We start from the raw sequence: 16,709 nt of genomic DNA on the forward strand, positions 1-16,709 counted from the left end.
TGGCGCAAGATGAGCGCATGGCGATCAGTGTCTTCGACCTCTTCTCGGTCGGCATCGGGCCGTCGTCGTCGCACACGGTGGGGCCGATGCGGGCCGCGCTCACCTTCGCCCAAGGGCTCGCCGACGACGCGCTGCTGCCGCTGACCGTCCGGGTCAAGGCCGAGCTCTTCGGTTCGCTCGGGGCCACCGGCCACGGTCACGGCAGCGAGGCCGCAGTAGTGCTGGGCCTGCTCGGCGAGCATCCCGAGGAGGTCGACACCGCGGGCGGACCGGCGCGGGTCGCCTCGGTCCGGGAGCGGGGCCGGCTCGAGCTGCTCGGCCGGCACGACGTCGCCTTCGGCGCGGACGACCTGGTCATGCACCGCCGCCGTTCGCTGCCGTACCACCCCAACGGCATGCTCTTCACCGCCTTCGGCCCGTCCGGCGAGATCGTCCGCGAACGCACCTACTACTCGGTGGGCGGCGGCTTCGTCGTGGACGAGGCAGCTGCGGGGGCGGACCGGATCGTGCCGGACGAGACCCCGCTGACCTTCCCGTTCCGCTCCGGTGCCGAGCTGCTGCAGCGCTGCCGCGAGTCGGGACTGTCGATCAGCAGCGTGATGCTGGCCAACGAGACGGCATGGCGCAGCGCCGACGAGGTCCGGGCCGGGCTGCTGCACATCTGGCAGGTGATGATGCAGTGCGTCCGGCACGGCTTCGCCGCCGAGGGGGTGCTCCCCGGCGGGCTGAAGGTGCCACGGCGGGCGCCCGAGCTCTACCGCCGCCTCATGGACGATCCGTACTCCACCGATCCGCTGCGCGTCATGGACTGGGTGAACCTCTTCGCCCTCGCCGTGAACGAGGAGAACGCCGCCGGCGGCCGGATCGTCACCGCCCCCACCAACGGCGCCGCCGGCGTGCTGCCGGCGGTCCTGCACTACTACGTGCGCTTCTGCCCCGGCGCCAGCGACGACGGCATCGTGCGGTTCCTGCTCTGCGCCGGCGCCATCGGCGTGCTCTACAAGGAGAATGCCTCGATCTCCGGTGCCGAGGTCGGCTGCCAGGGCGAGGTCGGCTCGGCCTGTTCCATGGCAGCTGCGGCCCTCTGCGAGGCGCTCGGCGGCACGCCCGAGCAGGTGGAGAACGCCGCGGAGATCGGCATGGAGCACAACCTGGGCCTGACGTGTGACCCCGTCGGGGGCCTGGTCCAGGTGCCGTGCATCGAGCGCAATGCGATGGGGGCGGTGAAGGCGATCAACGCCGCCCGGATCGCACTGCGCGGCGACGGCACCCACGTCGTCAGCCTGGACAAGGTCATCAAGACGATGCGCGAGACCGGCCGGGACATGAAGATCAAGTACAAGGAGACCTCGCGCGGCGGGCTGGCGGTCAACGTCATCGAGTGCTGACCGCCGGCCCGCCGGTCAGGCCGCGCCCGCCCCCAGCGGCAGCTCGGCGGGCACCTCGTCCTTCTTCACGTTGATGACGACGAGCGCAACGACGATCCCGACGACACCGAAGCAGGTCGCCGCCAGGAAGCCGCTGCCCGAGGCGTGGGCCTGCAGCTGGTCGGCGAAGTCGCGGTAGGGACCGTTGAAGAAGGAAGCGGCGCCGGGGTGGGAGCGCACGAACTCGGTGATCTGATCGCGCTGCGGCCCCTGCTCGCCGGCTCCCTGCAGGAACTGCATCAGCTGCCCCCGCACCCCGGCCGGGGCCTGCGCCAACGCGCGGCCCAGTTCGGCGCCGTGATCGTCGGCGTAGCTGCGGCCGGCCGTCGCGGCGACGGTGGCGAGCACCGACAAGCCGATGGCACCACCCACCTGCTGCCCCACGTTGAGCATCGCCGACGCGACCCCGGCCTCGGTGTTGTTCACCTTCGAGACCGCCACGGTCGTGAGCGGGACGAAGAGGCACCCCATCCCGATGGCCTGGACGATGAGCCCCGGCAGGAAGAGGTTGAGGTATCCGGAGTCGGCGTCGACGGTGCTGTACCAGAACATCGACGCGGTGAGCAGGACGGCGCCGGTGAGAATCAGCGGCTTGGGCCCGAAGCGCGGCATCAGCTTGGTCATCAGCTGAGAGGTGATGCCGATGACGAAGGCGACCGGCAGGAAGGCGAAACCGGCCTTCAGCGCGCTGAACCGCATGACTTCCTGCACGAAGAAGGTCACGAAGTAGAACATGCCGAACATCGCCGCGCCGACGATGAGCATCACCAGGTAGGCGCCACCCCGGTTGCGGCTCAAGATCACGCCCAGCGGGAGCATCGGCGACGGCGTGCGCACCTCCCACGCGAAGAAGGCGACGAGCAGGACCACCGCGGCCACGAGGACCCCGATCGTGACGCCGTCGCTCCAGCCGTGCTTCGCGGCGTTGATGAAGCCGTAGACCACGCCGACCATGCCGGCCACGGAGAGCAGCGCGCCGACGACGTCGAGCCGGCCACGGAACCGTTCGGACTCGTGCAGGTAGAGGTACGCCCCGGCGATGAGGACGACGCCGATCGGCACGTTGACGAAGAGCACCCACCGCCAGGTGAGGAACTCGGTCAGGATGCCGCCCAGCAGCAGCCCCAGCGCGGCACCGGCACCCGAGACCGCGGCGTAGACGGCGAAGGCGCGGGTCCGGGCAGGGCCCTCGTCGAACTCCGTGGTGACCAGCGACAGGGCGGTCGGCGAGGCGATGGCGCCACCGATGCCCTGCACCACCCGACCGAAGAGCATGAGCCCATAGGTGGGCGCCAGGCCGCCCAGCAGGCTGCCGAGGGTGAAGAGCCCCAGCCCGATCATGAACATGCGCCGGCGGCCGAAGAGATCGCCGGAGCGGCCACCGACGAGCAGCAGACCACCGAAGGCGAGCGTGTAGGCGTTGAGCGCCCACGTCATGTCCGTCTGGTTCTTGTCGAAGTAGTCGCCCATCGACGGCAGCGCGATGTTCACGATGGTGGCGTCGAGGACGACCATCAGCTGCGCGCCGGCGATCACCAGCAGGACGAGGGCGGGGTGCGCGACCCGCTTCGGCCCCGCGGAGGTGGCGGCCGGCGCGGCCTGCTTGTCGAGGTCTGTCACGAGGATCTCCCGGTCGATACGGACGGCGCAGAACGCCTTTTGTAGACGCAGCCGTTCCTTAGGTGGGTAGGCTAGGGTCTGCCGACTAAGGAACGCAACCGTCTTGTACGAACTCGCCGAAAGCATGCCAGTGACCTCCGACATCGAGCCGCCGCTCTGCTCGCCGCAGCGCCGGCGCGGGGCCGCCCTCGAGGACGCCATCGTCGACGCGGCCTACGACGAGCTCACCGAGGTCGGCTACGCGGCCTTCGCCGTCGAGAGCGTCGCCACGCGGGCGCGGACGGGCAAGGCGAGCATCTACCGGCGCTGGCCGTCCAAGCAGGAGCTCGTCATGAGCGCGTTGCTGGCCCGGCTGCCCGGGCCCGACGATCCCGCCCTCGAGATCGCCGCCCATCTCGGCGACGAGGTCACCACAGCCGACGTTCTGCGGGGGGTCGGGCGGCTCATCGTCGCCACGCTGCGCAGTCCCGCCGGGCGGGCACTGCGCGCCATCAAACTGGAGTCCACCCGCGATCCGGAGCTCGCCGCCCTGGTCGACCGGCACTTCCAGGAACCGCGGCGTGCCGCCCTGCTCGCCGTGCTGCAGCGGGGCGTCGCGCGCGGCGAGGTCCGGGCCGAGGCCGCCACCGAACTCGTCGCCGACGTCCTGCCCGCCGTGCTCACGCACCGGATGCTGCTGCGCGACGAGAACATCTCGTCCGCCGACGTGGAGGCCGTCATCGAGCAGGTCGTGATTCCCCTGGTCTCGGTCCGCTAGCCACATTCCGGAGGTAGGGTGCGACCGCTCACGAAGCACCCGCAGCTACCCGGAACGGACACCCCTCGATGACCGATCGCACCATCTCCCGCCGCTCGCTGCTCGCCGGCGCCGTCGTCGGCAGCGCCAGCGCTACCTTTCTCGGCATGACGAGCGCCCGCACGGCTGCGGACGCCGCCGCGCCGGCGCGGACGGCCCGCATCAGCATCCTCGGCAGCACCGACCTGCACGGCCACATCTACAACTGGGACTACTACAAGGACGCCGAGTACGACGACGCCGCGCACAACGACGTCGGCGTGGCCAAGGTCGCGACGCTGATCCGGATGATGCGCAAGGAGCGGCCCTACTCGCTCACCCTCGACGCCGGCGACACCATCCAGGGCACCCCGCTCACGTACTACTACGCCGCCATCGACCCGATCACCGGCCCCAAGGCGCCGACCCACCCGATGGCCGCGGCGATGAACGAGATCGGCTACGACGCCGCCTGCCTGGGCAACCACGAGTTCAACTACGGCGTGCCGCTGCTGCGCAAGTTCCAGTCCCAGCTGCACCACCCGCTGCTCGGTGCCAACGCGCTGGACCCCAAGACCCGCGCCGCGGCCTTCCCGGAGTACGTGATCAAGAAGGTCAAGGTCGTCCCGGTCACCGGGCACACCAAGCGGCCGCAGGACTACGTCAACGTCGGCATCGTGGGCTTCGTGACGCCCGGCTGCGCGATCTGGGACAAGGCCAACGTCGCCGGCAAGATCGACTTCAACGGGATCGTCGAGCAGGCCAAGCAGGTCATCCCCCGGGTCAAGGCCGCCGGCGCCGACGTCGTCGTGGTGGCGTGCCACTCCGGCGCGACGCCGTCCTCGTCCTACGGTGACGCCCTGCCGTGGCCCGAGAACGCCTCGCAGCAGCTGGCCGAGGAGGTCGCCGGCATCGACGCGATCCTCGTCGGCCACGCCCACGTGGAGATCCCGCAGCGCTTCGTCGCCAACAAGCGCACCGGCAAGAACGTGCTGCTCTGCGAGCCCTACTACTGGGGCATGCGGCTGGCCGTCATGGACCTCGACCTGGAGTTCGCGCAGGGCCGCTGGTCGGTGACCGGATCGCAGGCCACCCTGCTGAACTCGAACACCGTGGACGCCGACCCCGACGTCCTCGCGGTCTCCAAGCAGGCTCACGAGAAGACGCTGGCCTACGTCAACGGCGTCATCGGCACCTCGACGGCGGCGCTCTCGGCGGCGACCTCGCGCTACCAGGACACCCCGGCCATCGACTTCATCAACTACGTGCAGGCCGAGGCCGTGAAGAAGGCGACGGGCACCACCTTGCCCGTGCTCTCCATCGCCGCGCCCTTCAACAAGCTGGCCGCGATCCCCGAGGGCGCGGTCACGGTGCGGGACATCGCCGGGCTCTACATCTACGACAACACCCTCGAGGCCATCCAGTTCACCGGCGCTCAGGTCAGGGCCTACCTCGAGTTCTCGGCGCGCTACTTCAAGCAGGTCTCGGGCACCGGGCCGTTCACGCCCGACCAACTCACCAACGCCGTCACGTCCACCGCACCGAACGGCACACCCGACTACAACTACGACATCATGGGCGGCTTCGACGCGCCGCTGACCTACGACATCGACGTCAGCGCCGCACCCGGCTCGCGGCTGCGCAACCTCGCCTACGGCGGCAAGGCGGTGGCCGACACCGACCAGTTCGTGGTGGCGATCAACAACTACCGCGCCTCCGGGGGCGGCAACTTCCCTGGCGTGACGACCGCGCCGGTGCTCTACAACGCCCAGGTCGCCATCACCCAGCTGCTCATCCAGTGGGTCACCGACCACAAGACGATCGACCCCGCGACCTTCGCCACGGGCACCTGGCGGCTGGTCTCCGGTGGGCAGCCCATCACCGTCAACGGCTGAGATCGCACCCCCGCAGCACCGTCGAGCGGTCACCCTGCACGACCGCTCGACGGTGCCGGTAGGCTGCTCGCTTGGTGGCTGGACCACGGTCCGACCGCTTGGAGGCTTCGCCTAGTCTGGTCTATGGCGCCGCACTGCTAATGCGGTTTGGGCTAACCGCCCATCCCGGGTTCGAATCCCGGAGCCTCCGCTGGATAGACTGATTCACCGATGCGCCCGTAGCTCAACGGATAGAGCACTTGACTACGGATCAAGAGGTTGCAGGTTCGAGTCCTGCCGGGCGCGCAAGTCCCCGAGGCCCCCGCCATCCGGCGGGGGTTTCGTCGTCTCGGTACCGAGACCGCAGCGCATGCGCCGTTAGGTAATCCGTCCCGCACCTGTACCGATCCTGTGCCGGGCGCGGACGAGCACGGTGGGCGCATGGTCCGGTGCAGCCCCTCCCGAGGCGTCCGATGACGGCCTTGCAGGTGCGGCCGGCGGCCTCGGTCGCGGTCGTGGACGTCCCGCCTCGGGCGCTCGTGCGCACGTCCTGCCTGGCGCTTCCCTCCCCCGGTCCGGCCGGGCTGCGGTGTGCCGGCGCAGCCGAGGCAGCCCTGACGCGTCGCGTCGACCGGGAGGCCGCCACACCCGCGGCCGAGCAGGCGCTGTACCGCTTGGTCGGCGGCACCACCGGCTCACGCCGCACGCAGCTGCTGCTGCCGCTGCGCCGGGCGATCCTGCGGGGCGAGGTGGGATCCGCGCTGGCCGCGCAGGCGATCGACGTCGCTCCCGAGGTGTCGCAGTGGTTGGCGCTGGACCGGGAGCTCGTCCGCGCCGAGGCCGAGCTGGCTGCCGCAACCGACGCAGCCTTGGCCGAAGCGCGGGTCGCACTGGCCGGCCTCTGCGGTGAGGAGGCACTACACCGCGCGGCCGCCTTCACCAGCCCGACCCTGCTGGACGCGATGCGGCGAGCCGCCGGCCGCGGCGGTGACGTCGACCGGCGGGCAGCGAAGTCCGAAGCCACGGTGCTGCGGCACGTCCTGCGCGCAGCGACCAAGACCGTCCCGCTCAGCTGGTTCGCCGTGGCGAGCTGGGCGGGTGTCGGCGACGTCGAGCCGACAACCGGCCCGGACGCCCGCGCGCTCCCCGACCTGGCCGCCGTGGCGGCGGTGGTGGACGCGGTCGTCGCCGCGCTGCCCGCAGACGAGCAGCCGCTGCGCGTCGCGGCCGGGACCTCCTGCTCGGGCGGTCGCGTCGTCTTCCCTCGCGCTGGCGGAGCCGAGACCGTCTCGCTGCCGGCGACGCCGGCACTGCTCACCCTGCTGGACGCGATCGGCGAGCGGGCCTCCCTTGCCGACCTCGCTCTCCGCCTGGGCAGCACCGCGCAGGCGCTGCGGCCGACCGTCAGCCGGCTGCGGTCGGCAGGCCTGCTGCTGCCCGCGCGGATCTGCGACGAGCAGGCGGCCCGTCCCGTCGCGGGGGTGACGGCCTGGCTGCGCAGCGTCGGCCGGCACGACGCGGCCCGTGACCTCGACGACATCGCCCGCACCACCGAGGCGTGGGGGCAGGCGACCGGGCCGCAGCGGACGACGCTGCGGTCCCGTCTCGCCGACCTGTGGGTGGGGCTGCCCGGCGGCGCCGAGGCCCGGCCGCCCTACCTGACGGAGGACGTCAGCCGTGCCGGCCTGATCGCTCCGCCGGCGGTGCCCGAGCGGGAGCGCGTCGCCGCGCTGCACGGCCTCTTCGAGGCGTTCGACTGGTTCACCGTGGTGCGGGCGGCCCAGCGGGCCCGGTTCGTCGCGATGCACGGTTGCGGTGGCGTCGTGGGCTCGGTCATCGAGTACGCCGCCGAGTACGACGCCCTCTGGCGCGATCCGGCCCTGCTCACCGCGCCCGACCTTGCCGACGACCCTGTGCTGTGCTCCGTGCGGAGCGCACGCGCCCGGGTCGCCACCGCCGTGCAGGAGACGACCGACGGTGACCTCGTCCTGACCCACGACGCGCTGCGCGACGCCTGGCCGCGGCAGCTCGACGGCCGGCCCGTCAGCTACTCGGTCTTCACCCAGCAGGAATCCGGAGACTCCGGGCCGGCGGTTGTCAACGAGGTGTACGGCGGGTGGGGGCGCTTCGCCAGCCGGTTCCTCTCAGCGCTGCCGGTCGGCGCCGGGACGGCGATCCGCGCCGACCTCTCGCGGCTGCCGAACCCGGTGCAGATCCGGCCGGTCGAGCACTACGCCGCCAACCGGCATCCGCTGCTGGTCGAGCAAGAGATCGTCGACGGCCCGGGCCCCCTGTCGTGCGGCAGGCTCGAGATCTGTCACGACCTGACGACCGACGCAGTCCGCGTGCGGGTGGCGGCGACCGGTGAGCTGCTCGACGTCGTGTATCTGGGCATCCTGGTGCCGCTGGCGCTGCCGCGTCACCTGGTGCCCCTCGTCAACGACCTCGGTTCGGGCCTGGTCGACCTGGACGGGCTGCGCCCGGCGCGGCCCGTCGCCTCCCCGGCCGGCGAGATCGCCTTCCGACCGCGGCTGAGCGCCCCCGGGGTCGTGCTCGCGCGGCGGTCGTGGTCGCTGGACCGGTCCCGAGCAGAGCAGCTGGCCGCCGATGTCGCGGCCGGCGGCCTGGCCGCCGCCGCCCGCTGGCGAGCCACCACCGGCTGGCCGCGCGCGGTCTTCGTCGGCGCCGGCAGCGACACCGGCGCGGCGGCAGCTCCCCGTGCGGGCGTCGGCCCGTTCGTCGCACGGATGGGCCGGGCGCGCTCGCAGTTCGTCGATCTGGCCGACCCGCTGCATGTCCGGCTGCTGCCCAAGCTGATCGCGCGGTTGCGCAGCGGGCTGCGCGTCGAGGAGGCGTTGCCCGTGCCCCGTGCCGGAGAGCCCGCCAGCGAACGGGTGCTCGAGACCTACCGAGGAGGCGCGCGATGACCGACGTGGTCTGTAGCTACTACGACCCGGTCAAAGCCCCCGTGCTGCACGAGGTCGTGGTGCCGGCGGCCAGGGCGATCGACGCACCGGGGGTCCGGATCGAGCGGCACTGGCTGCACGGCCCGCACCTGCGAATCGCGCTTCCGGAGGGCATCACCGCCACCGCCACCGCCGAGCGGCTGCGGGAGGGCATCGCGCGGCGCCCGTCGAGGAGCACTCTCGGCCCCGCCGAGCTGGTGGCCGCGGCGGAGGTCGCAGGCCGCGCCGAGCTCGTCCCCGGCCCGTACCTGCCCCTGCGGCCCGACAACAGCGTGCGCGTCGAGACACCCGACCGATCCGCCCTGACCAGGCTGCTCGGCGGCGCCGGCGCCGTGGCCACGCGTGACGCGATCCTGGCCGCGGCGCTCGACCCGATCGCCGCGACCGTCGCCACCGCGCGCACGCCGTCCGGCCGGGTGATGGCGGCGTTCACCGCCATGGCCGTGCACGCCCGGCACTACGGCCCGGGCTTCACCGGCGGCGCGATGTCGTTCCTGTCGCACCTGGAGGACGTGCTGCACCGCACCGACCCCACCGGCGGGCTGCGAGCCGGCTTCGAAAGGGTCTGGACGGCGCAGGCGACGCTGCTCAGCGACCGGCTGGACGCGCTGCTGGACGACGGTGAGCCGGACGGCGACGAGCTGGTCTGGTCGGCGTGGTCGGCCACCGCGCTGGGCATCGCACGCACGGCCTTCGAGCGCGGAGCGATCCCACTGCTGCCGGCAACCCGACACCGTCCCGGCGGGGTGGTGCGAGGTGACGCCCGCTCCGACGAGGCCGGGCTGAGCGGGTTCCATCGGCTCGTCGCCGACCGCTTCGACCCCGAGGCGGTGGCCGCTGACTTCGGCCCGTATCGCTTCGCCACCAACGTGCTCTACCAGGTGCTGTTGATCTGCGACGTCACGCCCATCGAGCGCTATCTGGGGGCGCATCTGCTGACGCGGGCGGTGGCGCGCCGGACGGGGACGGACTGGCAGGCGCTCGCCGCCGCCGTGGTGGCGTGATGGTCACCGATGAACTCGACATGCTGCGGCTACGGCCGATCGTGCAGGTGACCGCGATCGAGAAGGGGCTGCACGTCCGGGGATGGTCCAGCAGCTTCACCCTCGGTGGGGGAGCCGCGGTCCAGCGCATCTGGGATCGGCTGGCCCCGGCTCTCGCCGCCGGTGCCCGGCGTAGCGCACTCTGCCCGGAGGGGGCGCCGCCCGCCGTCCGTACCGTCGTTGCCACCCTGCTGGACGAGCTCACTGCCCACGACATGCTCGTGGCCGTCCCCGCCGACTGGGAGACCGAGGCCGGGCGTCCGGACGCCGCCACGGTGTCGTGGCTGGAGTCGGTGGCGACCCGACCGGACGTCGCCTGGTCCCGGCTCCGGGCAGCCACCGTCCACGTCGTCGGAGAGGGTCCGGTGGCCTGGGCGGCCAGCCGGGCGCTGCGGCGGACCGGGCTGTCCGTCGTCGCGGAACCGGGCCCCCGCGCCGATGTCGTCACGCTGCTGGCCGGTGACACCCACGTGACGGCGACAGCCGACGACCGCGTGGGCGCCGTCCTCCCGGCCGGGCTCACCGAGATCGACGCGATCGCCGCGCGATTGGGGGTGACCACCCGGCGCCTGGCGCCGTCGCCGCTGCAGCCCCTGGTCGGAGCCGTGCTGGCGCACCGCCTGATCTGCGCCGTCGCCGGCCTGCCCGACCCGGGCCACGAGCGCGGGGGCCGCCCCGGACCGGACACCCCGCCGCCGGTGGGGCAACGGGTCTTCGTCGCCCGGGTCGACCCGCTACGTGGCGAGTACCGGGTCTGGCTGCCGGCCGGATCCGATCCGCAGGACTCGCCGTGGCTCGAGGACGCGCTGTGGCACGTCGACGCGCTCACCGACCCGGAGCTGGGTCCGCTGGCGGCGCACGAGGTGGCCACGCTGCCCCAGGCGCCCGCGGCCCTGGGCGCCGTGCGATCGGGCAGCACCGTACGCCGGGCGGTCGCCGCCACCGCGGACGTGGCGCGGTTGACGGCGACCGGACACCAGACGCCGACCGAGGCGCGGGGACGGCGGCTGCGGGCCGCCTGGGCCGGGCGGAGCGGCGCACCGCTGGCCGAGGAGGCGTGGGCGAGCCACCCCGCGGCCCGCCGCTGGTGGAAGGCGCTGACGCTGCACTTCGGCGTCGACGCGACGGTGCGGGTGGAGCGCCTGGCCGACGGCGTGCACCGAGCCCGCGTCCTCGCAGGGCAGACCGAGCTGGCTGCCGCGGTCGAGGCCGAGCCGGGGGACGCCGTGGCGTTCGCGGCGTTGACAGCGGTCGGCCGGTTGCAGTGGGCCGAGCACGAGGGGAGCACCGAGCTGCCGGAGGTCAGCGCGCCGTGCGGGGCGACCCCCGCCCGCACTCGCGAGGCGGCCCAGCCGATCAGTTGGGCCGACGACGCCTGGAGCTGGCCCGCCGGACTGCTCGCAGTGGAGGCGCGCTTCGCCGAACGGCTAATCGGGCCATGACCGCGCCCGCTGCCACCCTCCCCGCCGTCACCGTCGCGACGCTGACCCGCTGGACGCTGGCCGACTGCGCCGAGCTCGCCGAGCGGGCCGCTGCGCTCGACGACGTCGTCGTGCCGGTGCGCTGCGACGGCCGTCTCGTGCTCGTCGGGCCACCCCAGTACCGCGGCGCGCCGCTGTGCCTGGAGTGCGCCGAACACGCACGGCTGACCGCGCAGCTCGGTCGCCTCGCCGACGACCGCATCGTCCGCGACGGCGTCGTCCCGCCCGCGCTGGCGGAGATGCTCGCCGTCGCCGTCCGTGCCGTTGCCGCCACCGCACGTCATGCCGACGCCGACCGGATCCGCGTGCTGCACACCGCCGACTTCGGGTACTCGACGCACACCGCGCACCCGCGGCCGGGTTGCCCGCGCTGCGCCCCCTGTCCCGTCGACACCGCCTCGACGACGCAGGCGGCGCTACCCAGCGGACGCAGCTGCGAGCCGTACTCGCTGCGTGGCGAGAACGCCCGGACGAGCGCGCGCCGGCTGCGGGCCGAGCTCGCCGACGAGTTCTTCGGCCCGGTGCCGGAGTCCAGCCGGAGCGAGCGCATCGCCCTGCCCATCGCACGGGCCGCCGTCGCCGCGCGGATGGTCGAGCAGGAAGGCGGCTACGGCCGCGCCGCAACCTACGGCGACGCCGAACGCACCGCGCTCTTCGAGGCGGTCGAGCGCATCTCCGGCATGGGCCCGCGCGGCCGTCGCACCGCCGTCACCGCGAGCTTCGCTGAGCTGGGCCCCGACCGCGCGCTCGACCCGACGACCCTGGGTCGGCACGAGGCGAGCGCCGAGACCGACCCGCGCTTCGCCCTCGCCGCCTGGTCGCCCGACCTGCGGATCGACTGGGTCTTCGGCTGGTCCTTCGCCCGCTCGGCGCCGGTCGCCGTGCCCGAGCAGGCTGCCTACTGGGGTGTCCCCGCGCCGCGCGGCACCGGCCTGCTCGCCGAGTCCTCCAACGGCTGCGGGCTGGGCAACTCCCCGGAGGAGGCCGCGCTGTACGGCCTCTTCGAGCTCATCGAGCGGGACGCCTTCCTGATGGCCTGGTTCGCTCGCACCCCGCTCGGCCGGGTCCGGATCCCGACAGGTGATCGCCTTGTCTCGTCGCTGGACGGGCGGCTGGACTCGCTCGGCTACGAGCTGCTCCTGCTCGACGCGACCAACGACCTGGGCGTCCCCGTGGCCGTGGCGGTGGCCCGCTCGCGCGATGCGCACACCGAGGCACCCCAGGCGTTCGTCGCCGCCGCAGCCCACCCGGACCCGCTTCGCGCGATCACCGGTGCCGTCGTCGAGGTCGTCGTCAACGTGGAACAGGCACCCAACGTCGCCCGCGCCCTGCCGGCACACTTCGACCGGGCCCGGCTGCGCCCGATGCTGGACGACCCCGCGGCCGTCACCACCATCGAGGACCACGTCGGGCTGAACGCGCTGCCCGAGGCCCGCCCGCGCTGGGAGCCGCTGCTCGCCGGCGCCGCGGCCCGGCCCTGGGACGAGGTGTGGGCGCCCCCGGCGCCGGAGGACGACATCGCGGCCTACCTGCATCGGCTGCGCAGCCACCTCCTCGACCGGGGCGTCGACACCGTCGTCGTCGACCAGACCGAACCGCGCACCCGCGACCGGCTCGGCCTGCACGCCGCGCGGGTCATCGCGCCGGGCATCATCCCGTTGACGTTCGGCCACCTGTACCGGCGGACCCGCGGGGTGACGCGGCTGACCGAGGTGCCGGCCCGGCTGGGTCGCCTGCCCGCCCCGCCGCGCTACGCCGACCTGCCCCTCGACCCGCACCCGTTCCCATGACGGCCACGCACGACCCGATGCTGCTGACGGCCACCCCCGACCCGGTGCTGCGCACCGCCTGGCAGCACGGCCCGGGAAAGGAGCTGGTCGTCGACCCGGGGCGGCCGCAGCGGCACCACCCCGCCGCAGGACGACGGCCAGGCGAGCTGGAACCCGTCCTGCGCGAGGCGCTGGCGCCCACCCGCTGGGACGACTGGTCGCACTACAACGCGCATCGGCCCTTCCCGTCCGCTCGCGCCCGGCAGGCGCACCGGTGCTGGCTGGTGCTGGCCGACGGACCGCACCGCGTCGACGAGGAGCGGGTCGAGATCGCGATGGCCGCCACGGGGCGTGACGACGAGGACGGCCCGTGCCACAGCGACGCAGGCGTCGAGCGCATTCTCGTGGCGGCCGACCCGGATGCCGTGCCCCTCGGCTACGGCGCGCTCCGCACGGCGCTGGCCGCGCTCGAGACCGGTCATGTCGTCGAGTCGCTGGTCGTCGCCGCGCACCGGCACGGCTGGCAGCCCACGGTGCAGTGGCAGCCCGGCCGGCCCGAACGGCCGGAGCTGCTGGTGACGATGACGCGTCACGCGGTACGCACGCCGCCGCCGCGACCGCGGCGCTGCTCCGGACTCGATCCGCGCGGGCTCTCCGCCGACCCGCGACCGCTGCCCGCCGCCACCTGGGACGCCCTCGTGGCGGGCGTGCCGACCGACGACGGAATGCTGCGACACCGGCTCGCCGTGCACAACGTCGAGGGACGCGCCGACGGCGTCTGGACGCGCGGCGTGCTGCGGCCCGGGACCGTGGGTCCGACGCTGGCCCGCGCGTTCCGTGGTCCGCAGGGTGTCGCCGACATCGCCGGCCTGAACACGGTGTGGGGCATCAGCGCCGACGTCCGCGCCGCCTGCACCGCCGACCCCGTCGCGGGATACGCACGTCTGCTGGTCGAGGCGGGACGGGCGGGCCAGCGCGTCGCCCACTCGGCCGCAGCGGCCGGGTTGTTCTGCCGTCCCGTCCGCGGCGTCGACGAACCGGACGCCGAAGCAGCACTCGGACTGCCGCCGAACGAGGACCTGCTCTACACGCTGCTCATCGGCCGGCCCCGCGTGCACGGCTTCAGCTACGACCTCACCCCCTGCTCGGCCGACGGAGGCGCCTCGTGACCACACTGCTCACCGCGCGATGGCACGCGTTGCGTGTCGCGAGCGACGGCGACCGGCTGACGGTCGACACGCTGATCCGGGACGTGCTGGCGCCGCTGGCCGACGCGGCGGTGGCCGACGGCAGGCTGCGACGGTGGTTCTTCCTGCGCTACTCCGAGGGTGGCGAGCACCTGCGCTGGCGACTGGAGACGGAGCGTCCCGAGGTTGTCGACGAGCTGGCCGAGCAGGTCCGCAGCCGCACCGGCCGGGACGTCGCGACCGCGTGCTACGAGCCCGAGGTCGAGCGTTACGGCGGCCCGGGGCTGATCGACGTCGCCGAGCAGCTGTTCTGCGACGCCAGCCGACTGGCGGTCGAACTGCTGCGCAGCGTCCCCGCGGACGGCCGCGCCGGACTCGCCCTCGAACTGATCGTCGCCACCGCCCGGGGGCTGGGGCTCACCGCCACCGACGCGGCCGCGTGGCTGCGGATGAGCGCTGCGTCCTGGCGCTGGCAGCTGGCGGAGACCGACGGGCTTCGCTCGGTCGGCCTGCACGCCGCGGCTGTCGCCGCGGCCCCGGCCCGCGCGGCGGCGGTGTGGCGACGGTGGAGCGGGGACCCGCAACCGGTCTGGCGCGGACTCGTCGCGGCGCGGACCACGTCCGATCGCCCCCGCGCACTCGGCATCGCCGCCTCGCAGCTGCACCTGATGCTCAACCGGCTCGGCATCACCCCGGACGAGGAGCGCTGGCTGCAGTGGCTGGCCGCTGCCTGCCTGGAGTTCGGCGGCGCAGCACCGGACCCGCAGCAGTTCTTCTCCACCGCCCCGGACGCCCCCGACCGGGCCTACCTCGCGGCCAGCCGCTACGCCCTGGCCGAGATGCCCGTGCAGGCCCCGGAGGATCGGCCCGTCCCCGAGGCGCTCTTCGAGTGGGCGCCGCCGGCCCCGGCCGTCGACCTGCCCGGCTCCCCGCTACCGCCGATGTCGCTGACAACAGCGCTGCAGCGTCGTCGCTCGGTGCGGGGACCGTACGGTCCGCTCACCGCGGCCGGGCTCGGCACGCTGCTCTGGACCGCCCTCCGCAGCGAGGACGGCCTGACGGGGCGGGCCTACCCCAGTGCGGGCGGACAGCTGCCGGTGCGGCTACGGGTGATCGCCGGCAACGTCGAGGGGGTGCCGCGCGGGCTCTACGAGGCCGACCCCGGCGCCCGTCGGCTGCTGCGGGTGGGGCCGTGTCCCGGTGCGGCCGAGCTGGCCGAGGCCTCGATGTGGCTGCACGACGGTCCGGCGGCACCGGAGCTGCAGCGGGTCGACGCGGCTGCGCTTCCCGCGTTGCTGGGGGTCTACGTCGACCTGCGGCCCGTCCGCTCCCGCTACGGCCTGCGCGCGCTGCGGTTCGCGCTGCTGGAGGCCGGGCACGTGACGCAGAACCTCGCCCTGGTCGCCGCCGCAGCCGGATTGAACCTGACACCACTGGGCGGTTTCTACGACGAGATCGCCCACGAGCTGATGATGCTCGACGGCGTCGACCGGGCGCTGACCTACCTGGTGCCGGTCGGCGGTTCGGTAGCGACGTCGGCAACGCCGCGGATGTACCCCGCCACCCCGGCACGCGACAGTGAGCCGAACCCGAAGGACAGGAGCTCGCAGTGATCCTCGAGACGCACGGCCTGCGCAAGAGCTTTACCCGCCGCGGCGTCCGCGGTGGTGCCGCGGTGACCGCGGTCGACGGCGTCGACCTCGGCGTCAAGGAGACCGAGATCTTCGGGTTCCTCGGGCCCAACGGCGCCGGCAAGACGACCACGATGCGGATGCTGACCACGCTGCTGCGTCCGGACGGTGGCGAGGCGACGGTGGTGGGTCACGACCTGCTCTATCACCCCGACCGGGTCCGCCGCGACATCGGCTTCGTGCAGCAGACCGGTGGCCTGTGGGACACCAGCACGCCCCGCGAGGAGCTGGTGCTGCAGGGCCGCATGCAGGGTCTCGGCGCCCGCGCCGCGCGCAGCCGCGCCGACGAGGTGATAGCGCTGCTGCAGATCGATCAGTACGCGACCCGGCCATGCATCGCGCTCTCCGGCGGTGAGCGGCGTCGCGTCGAGATCGGACTCGGCATCGTCCACGCGCCCGCACTGGTCTTCCTCGACGAGCCGAGCACCGGGCTGGACCCGAACAGCCGCAGCGCGCTGTGGCACACGATCCGCGACCTGCGCGACCAGGGCGTCACCATCTTCCTGACCACGCACTACCTGGACGAGGCGGATGCGCTCTGCGACCGCATCTCCATCGTCGACCACGGTCAGGTCGTGGCCACCGGTTCGCCGACCGAGCTCAAGCGCGAGATCGCCGGCGATGTCGTCACCGTCGACATCGCCGGTGACGCACCCGCCGAGTTGGCCCGGCTGGACGGGGTGGTCGAGCTGCTCGACGCTCCACCCGGCCAGGTTCGCCTGGTCGTGGACGACGGCGAGCGCACGCTCGCTCCCATCCTGGCGCTGCTGGCTGCCCACGGCGTGGGCATCAGCGCCGTCGAACTGCACCGCGCCAGTCTCGACGACGTCTTCCGGGCGCGGACCGGCCGCGGCCTGGCCGGCTGAGGAGGCCCCA

General features: G+C 73.4%; 11 protein-coding genes and 2 tRNA genes. 12 read left to right on the top strand and 1 reads right to left on the bottom strand.

What is annotated here, in order from left to right; all coding sequences use genetic code 11:
* Nucleotides 1-17: 17 nt before the first annotated feature.
* Entirely contained in the window at nucleotides 18-1,388 is a 1,371-nt protein-coding gene (locus AC0NZQ_RS01950; protein ID WP_474527952.1) for an L-serine ammonia-lyase, read from the top strand.
* A gap of 15 nt (nucleotides 1,389-1,403) precedes the next feature.
* Here AC0NZQ_RS01950 and AC0NZQ_RS01955 read toward each other — a convergent pair whose 3' ends face one another.
* Nucleotides 1,404-3,047, bottom strand: a complete 1,644-nt coding sequence (locus tag AC0NZQ_RS01955; protein WP_474527953.1) for an MFS transporter — start codon at nucleotides 3,045-3,047, stop codon at nucleotides 1,404-1,406.
* A gap of 124 nt (nucleotides 3,048-3,171) precedes the next feature.
* On the opposite strand from AC0NZQ_RS01955, the gene AC0NZQ_RS01960 reads away from it, so the two are divergent.
* The 11 genes from AC0NZQ_RS01960 to AC0NZQ_RS02010 all read left to right on the top strand — a co-directional run bounded on the left by AC0NZQ_RS01960 (nucleotide 3,172) and on the right by AC0NZQ_RS02010 (nucleotide 16,699).
* On the top strand, nucleotides 3,172-3,804 hold the full coding sequence (locus tag AC0NZQ_RS01960) for a TetR/AcrR family transcriptional regulator (protein WP_474527954.1): 633 nt from the start codon (nucleotides 3,172-3,174) through the stop codon (nucleotides 3,802-3,804).
* Between the two features lie 68 nt (nucleotides 3,805-3,872).
* A complete protein-coding gene (locus tag AC0NZQ_RS01965; RefSeq protein ID WP_474527955.1) occupies nucleotides 3,873-5,717 on the top strand; it encodes a bifunctional metallophosphatase/5'-nucleotidase in 1,845 nt (614 codons plus the stop codon).
* A gap of 100 nt (nucleotides 5,718-5,817) precedes the next feature.
* Nucleotides 5,818-5,907, top strand: a tRNA-Ser gene (locus tag AC0NZQ_RS01970).
* Between the two features lie 22 nt (nucleotides 5,908-5,929).
* Nucleotides 5,930-6,002, top strand: a tRNA-Arg gene (locus AC0NZQ_RS01975).
* A gap of 167 nt (nucleotides 6,003-6,169) precedes the next feature.
* Complete coding sequence (locus AC0NZQ_RS01980; protein WP_474527956.1) at nucleotides 6,170-8,623, top strand: lantibiotic dehydratase; 2,454 nt, start codon at nucleotides 6,170-6,172, stop codon at nucleotides 8,621-8,623.
* Nucleotides 8,620-9,666 carry a hypothetical protein gene (locus AC0NZQ_RS01985; protein ID WP_474527957.1) on the top strand — a complete coding sequence of 349 codons (1,047 nt, stop codon included), beginning with the start codon at nucleotides 8,620-8,622 and terminating at the stop codon, nucleotides 9,664-9,666. Before AC0NZQ_RS01980 ends, AC0NZQ_RS01985 begins: the two co-directional genes overlap by 4 nt.
* Nucleotides 9,666-11,147 carry a hypothetical protein gene (locus AC0NZQ_RS01990; protein WP_474527958.1) on the top strand — a complete coding sequence of 494 codons (1,482 nt, stop codon included), beginning with the start codon at nucleotides 9,666-9,668 and terminating at the stop codon, nucleotides 11,145-11,147. The genes AC0NZQ_RS01985 and AC0NZQ_RS01990 overlap by 1 nt, the downstream gene beginning before the upstream one ends.
* Nucleotides 11,144-12,976, top strand: coding sequence for a TOMM precursor leader peptide-binding protein (locus AC0NZQ_RS01995; RefSeq protein ID WP_474527959.1), 1,833 nt, complete (start codon nucleotides 11,144-11,146; stop codon nucleotides 12,974-12,976). The genes AC0NZQ_RS01990 and AC0NZQ_RS01995 overlap by 4 nt, the downstream gene beginning before the upstream one ends.
* Complete coding sequence (locus AC0NZQ_RS02000; RefSeq protein WP_474527960.1) at nucleotides 12,973-14,124, top strand: hypothetical protein; 1,152 nt, start codon at nucleotides 12,973-12,975, stop codon at nucleotides 14,122-14,124. The genes AC0NZQ_RS01995 and AC0NZQ_RS02000 overlap by 4 nt, the downstream gene beginning before the upstream one ends.
* A complete protein-coding gene (locus tag AC0NZQ_RS02005) occupies nucleotides 14,121-15,755 on the top strand; it encodes a thiopeptide-type bacteriocin biosynthesis protein (protein WP_474527961.1) in 1,635 nt (544 codons plus the stop codon). Before AC0NZQ_RS02000 ends, AC0NZQ_RS02005 begins: the two co-directional genes overlap by 4 nt.
* Complete coding sequence (locus AC0NZQ_RS02010) at nucleotides 15,755-16,699, top strand: ATP-binding cassette domain-containing protein (RefSeq protein ID WP_474529395.1); 945 nt, start codon at nucleotides 15,755-15,757, stop codon at nucleotides 16,697-16,699. The genes AC0NZQ_RS02005 and AC0NZQ_RS02010 overlap by 1 nt, the downstream gene beginning before the upstream one ends.
* The last annotated feature ends 10 nt before the right edge of the window (nucleotides 16,700-16,709 follow it).

The organism is Jatrophihabitans sp. sgz311053 (assembly GCF_056135305.1).

Bases quoted from the DNA above. Each gene is read 5' to 3' on its own strand.
- AC0NZQ_RS01965 (WP_474527955.1), top strand. From the start codon at position 3,873: ATGACCGATCGCACCATCTCCCGCCGCTCGCTGCTCGCCGGCGCCGTC.
- AC0NZQ_RS01950 (WP_474527952.1), top strand. From the start codon at position 18: ATGGCGATCAGTGTCTTCGACCTCTTCTCGGTCGGCATCGGGCCGTCG.
- AC0NZQ_RS01980 (WP_474527956.1), top strand. From the start codon at position 6,170: ATGACGGCCTTGCAGGTGCGGCCGGCGGCCTCGGTCGCGGTCGTGGAC.
- AC0NZQ_RS01995 (WP_474527959.1), top strand. From the start codon at position 11,144: ATGACCGCGCCCGCTGCCACCCTCCCCGCCGTCACCGTCGCGACGCTG.
- AC0NZQ_RS01990 (WP_474527958.1), top strand. From the start codon at position 9,666: ATGGTCACCGATGAACTCGACATGCTGCGGCTACGGCCGATCGTGCAG.
- AC0NZQ_RS01960 (WP_474527954.1), top strand. From the start codon at position 3,172: ATGCCAGTGACCTCCGACATCGAGCCGCCGCTCTGCTCGCCGCAGCGC.
- AC0NZQ_RS01985 (WP_474527957.1), top strand. From the start codon at position 8,620: ATGACCGACGTGGTCTGTAGCTACTACGACCCGGTCAAAGCCCCCGTG.
- AC0NZQ_RS02000 (WP_474527960.1), top strand. From the start codon at position 12,973: ATGACGGCCACGCACGACCCGATGCTGCTGACGGCCACCCCCGACCCG.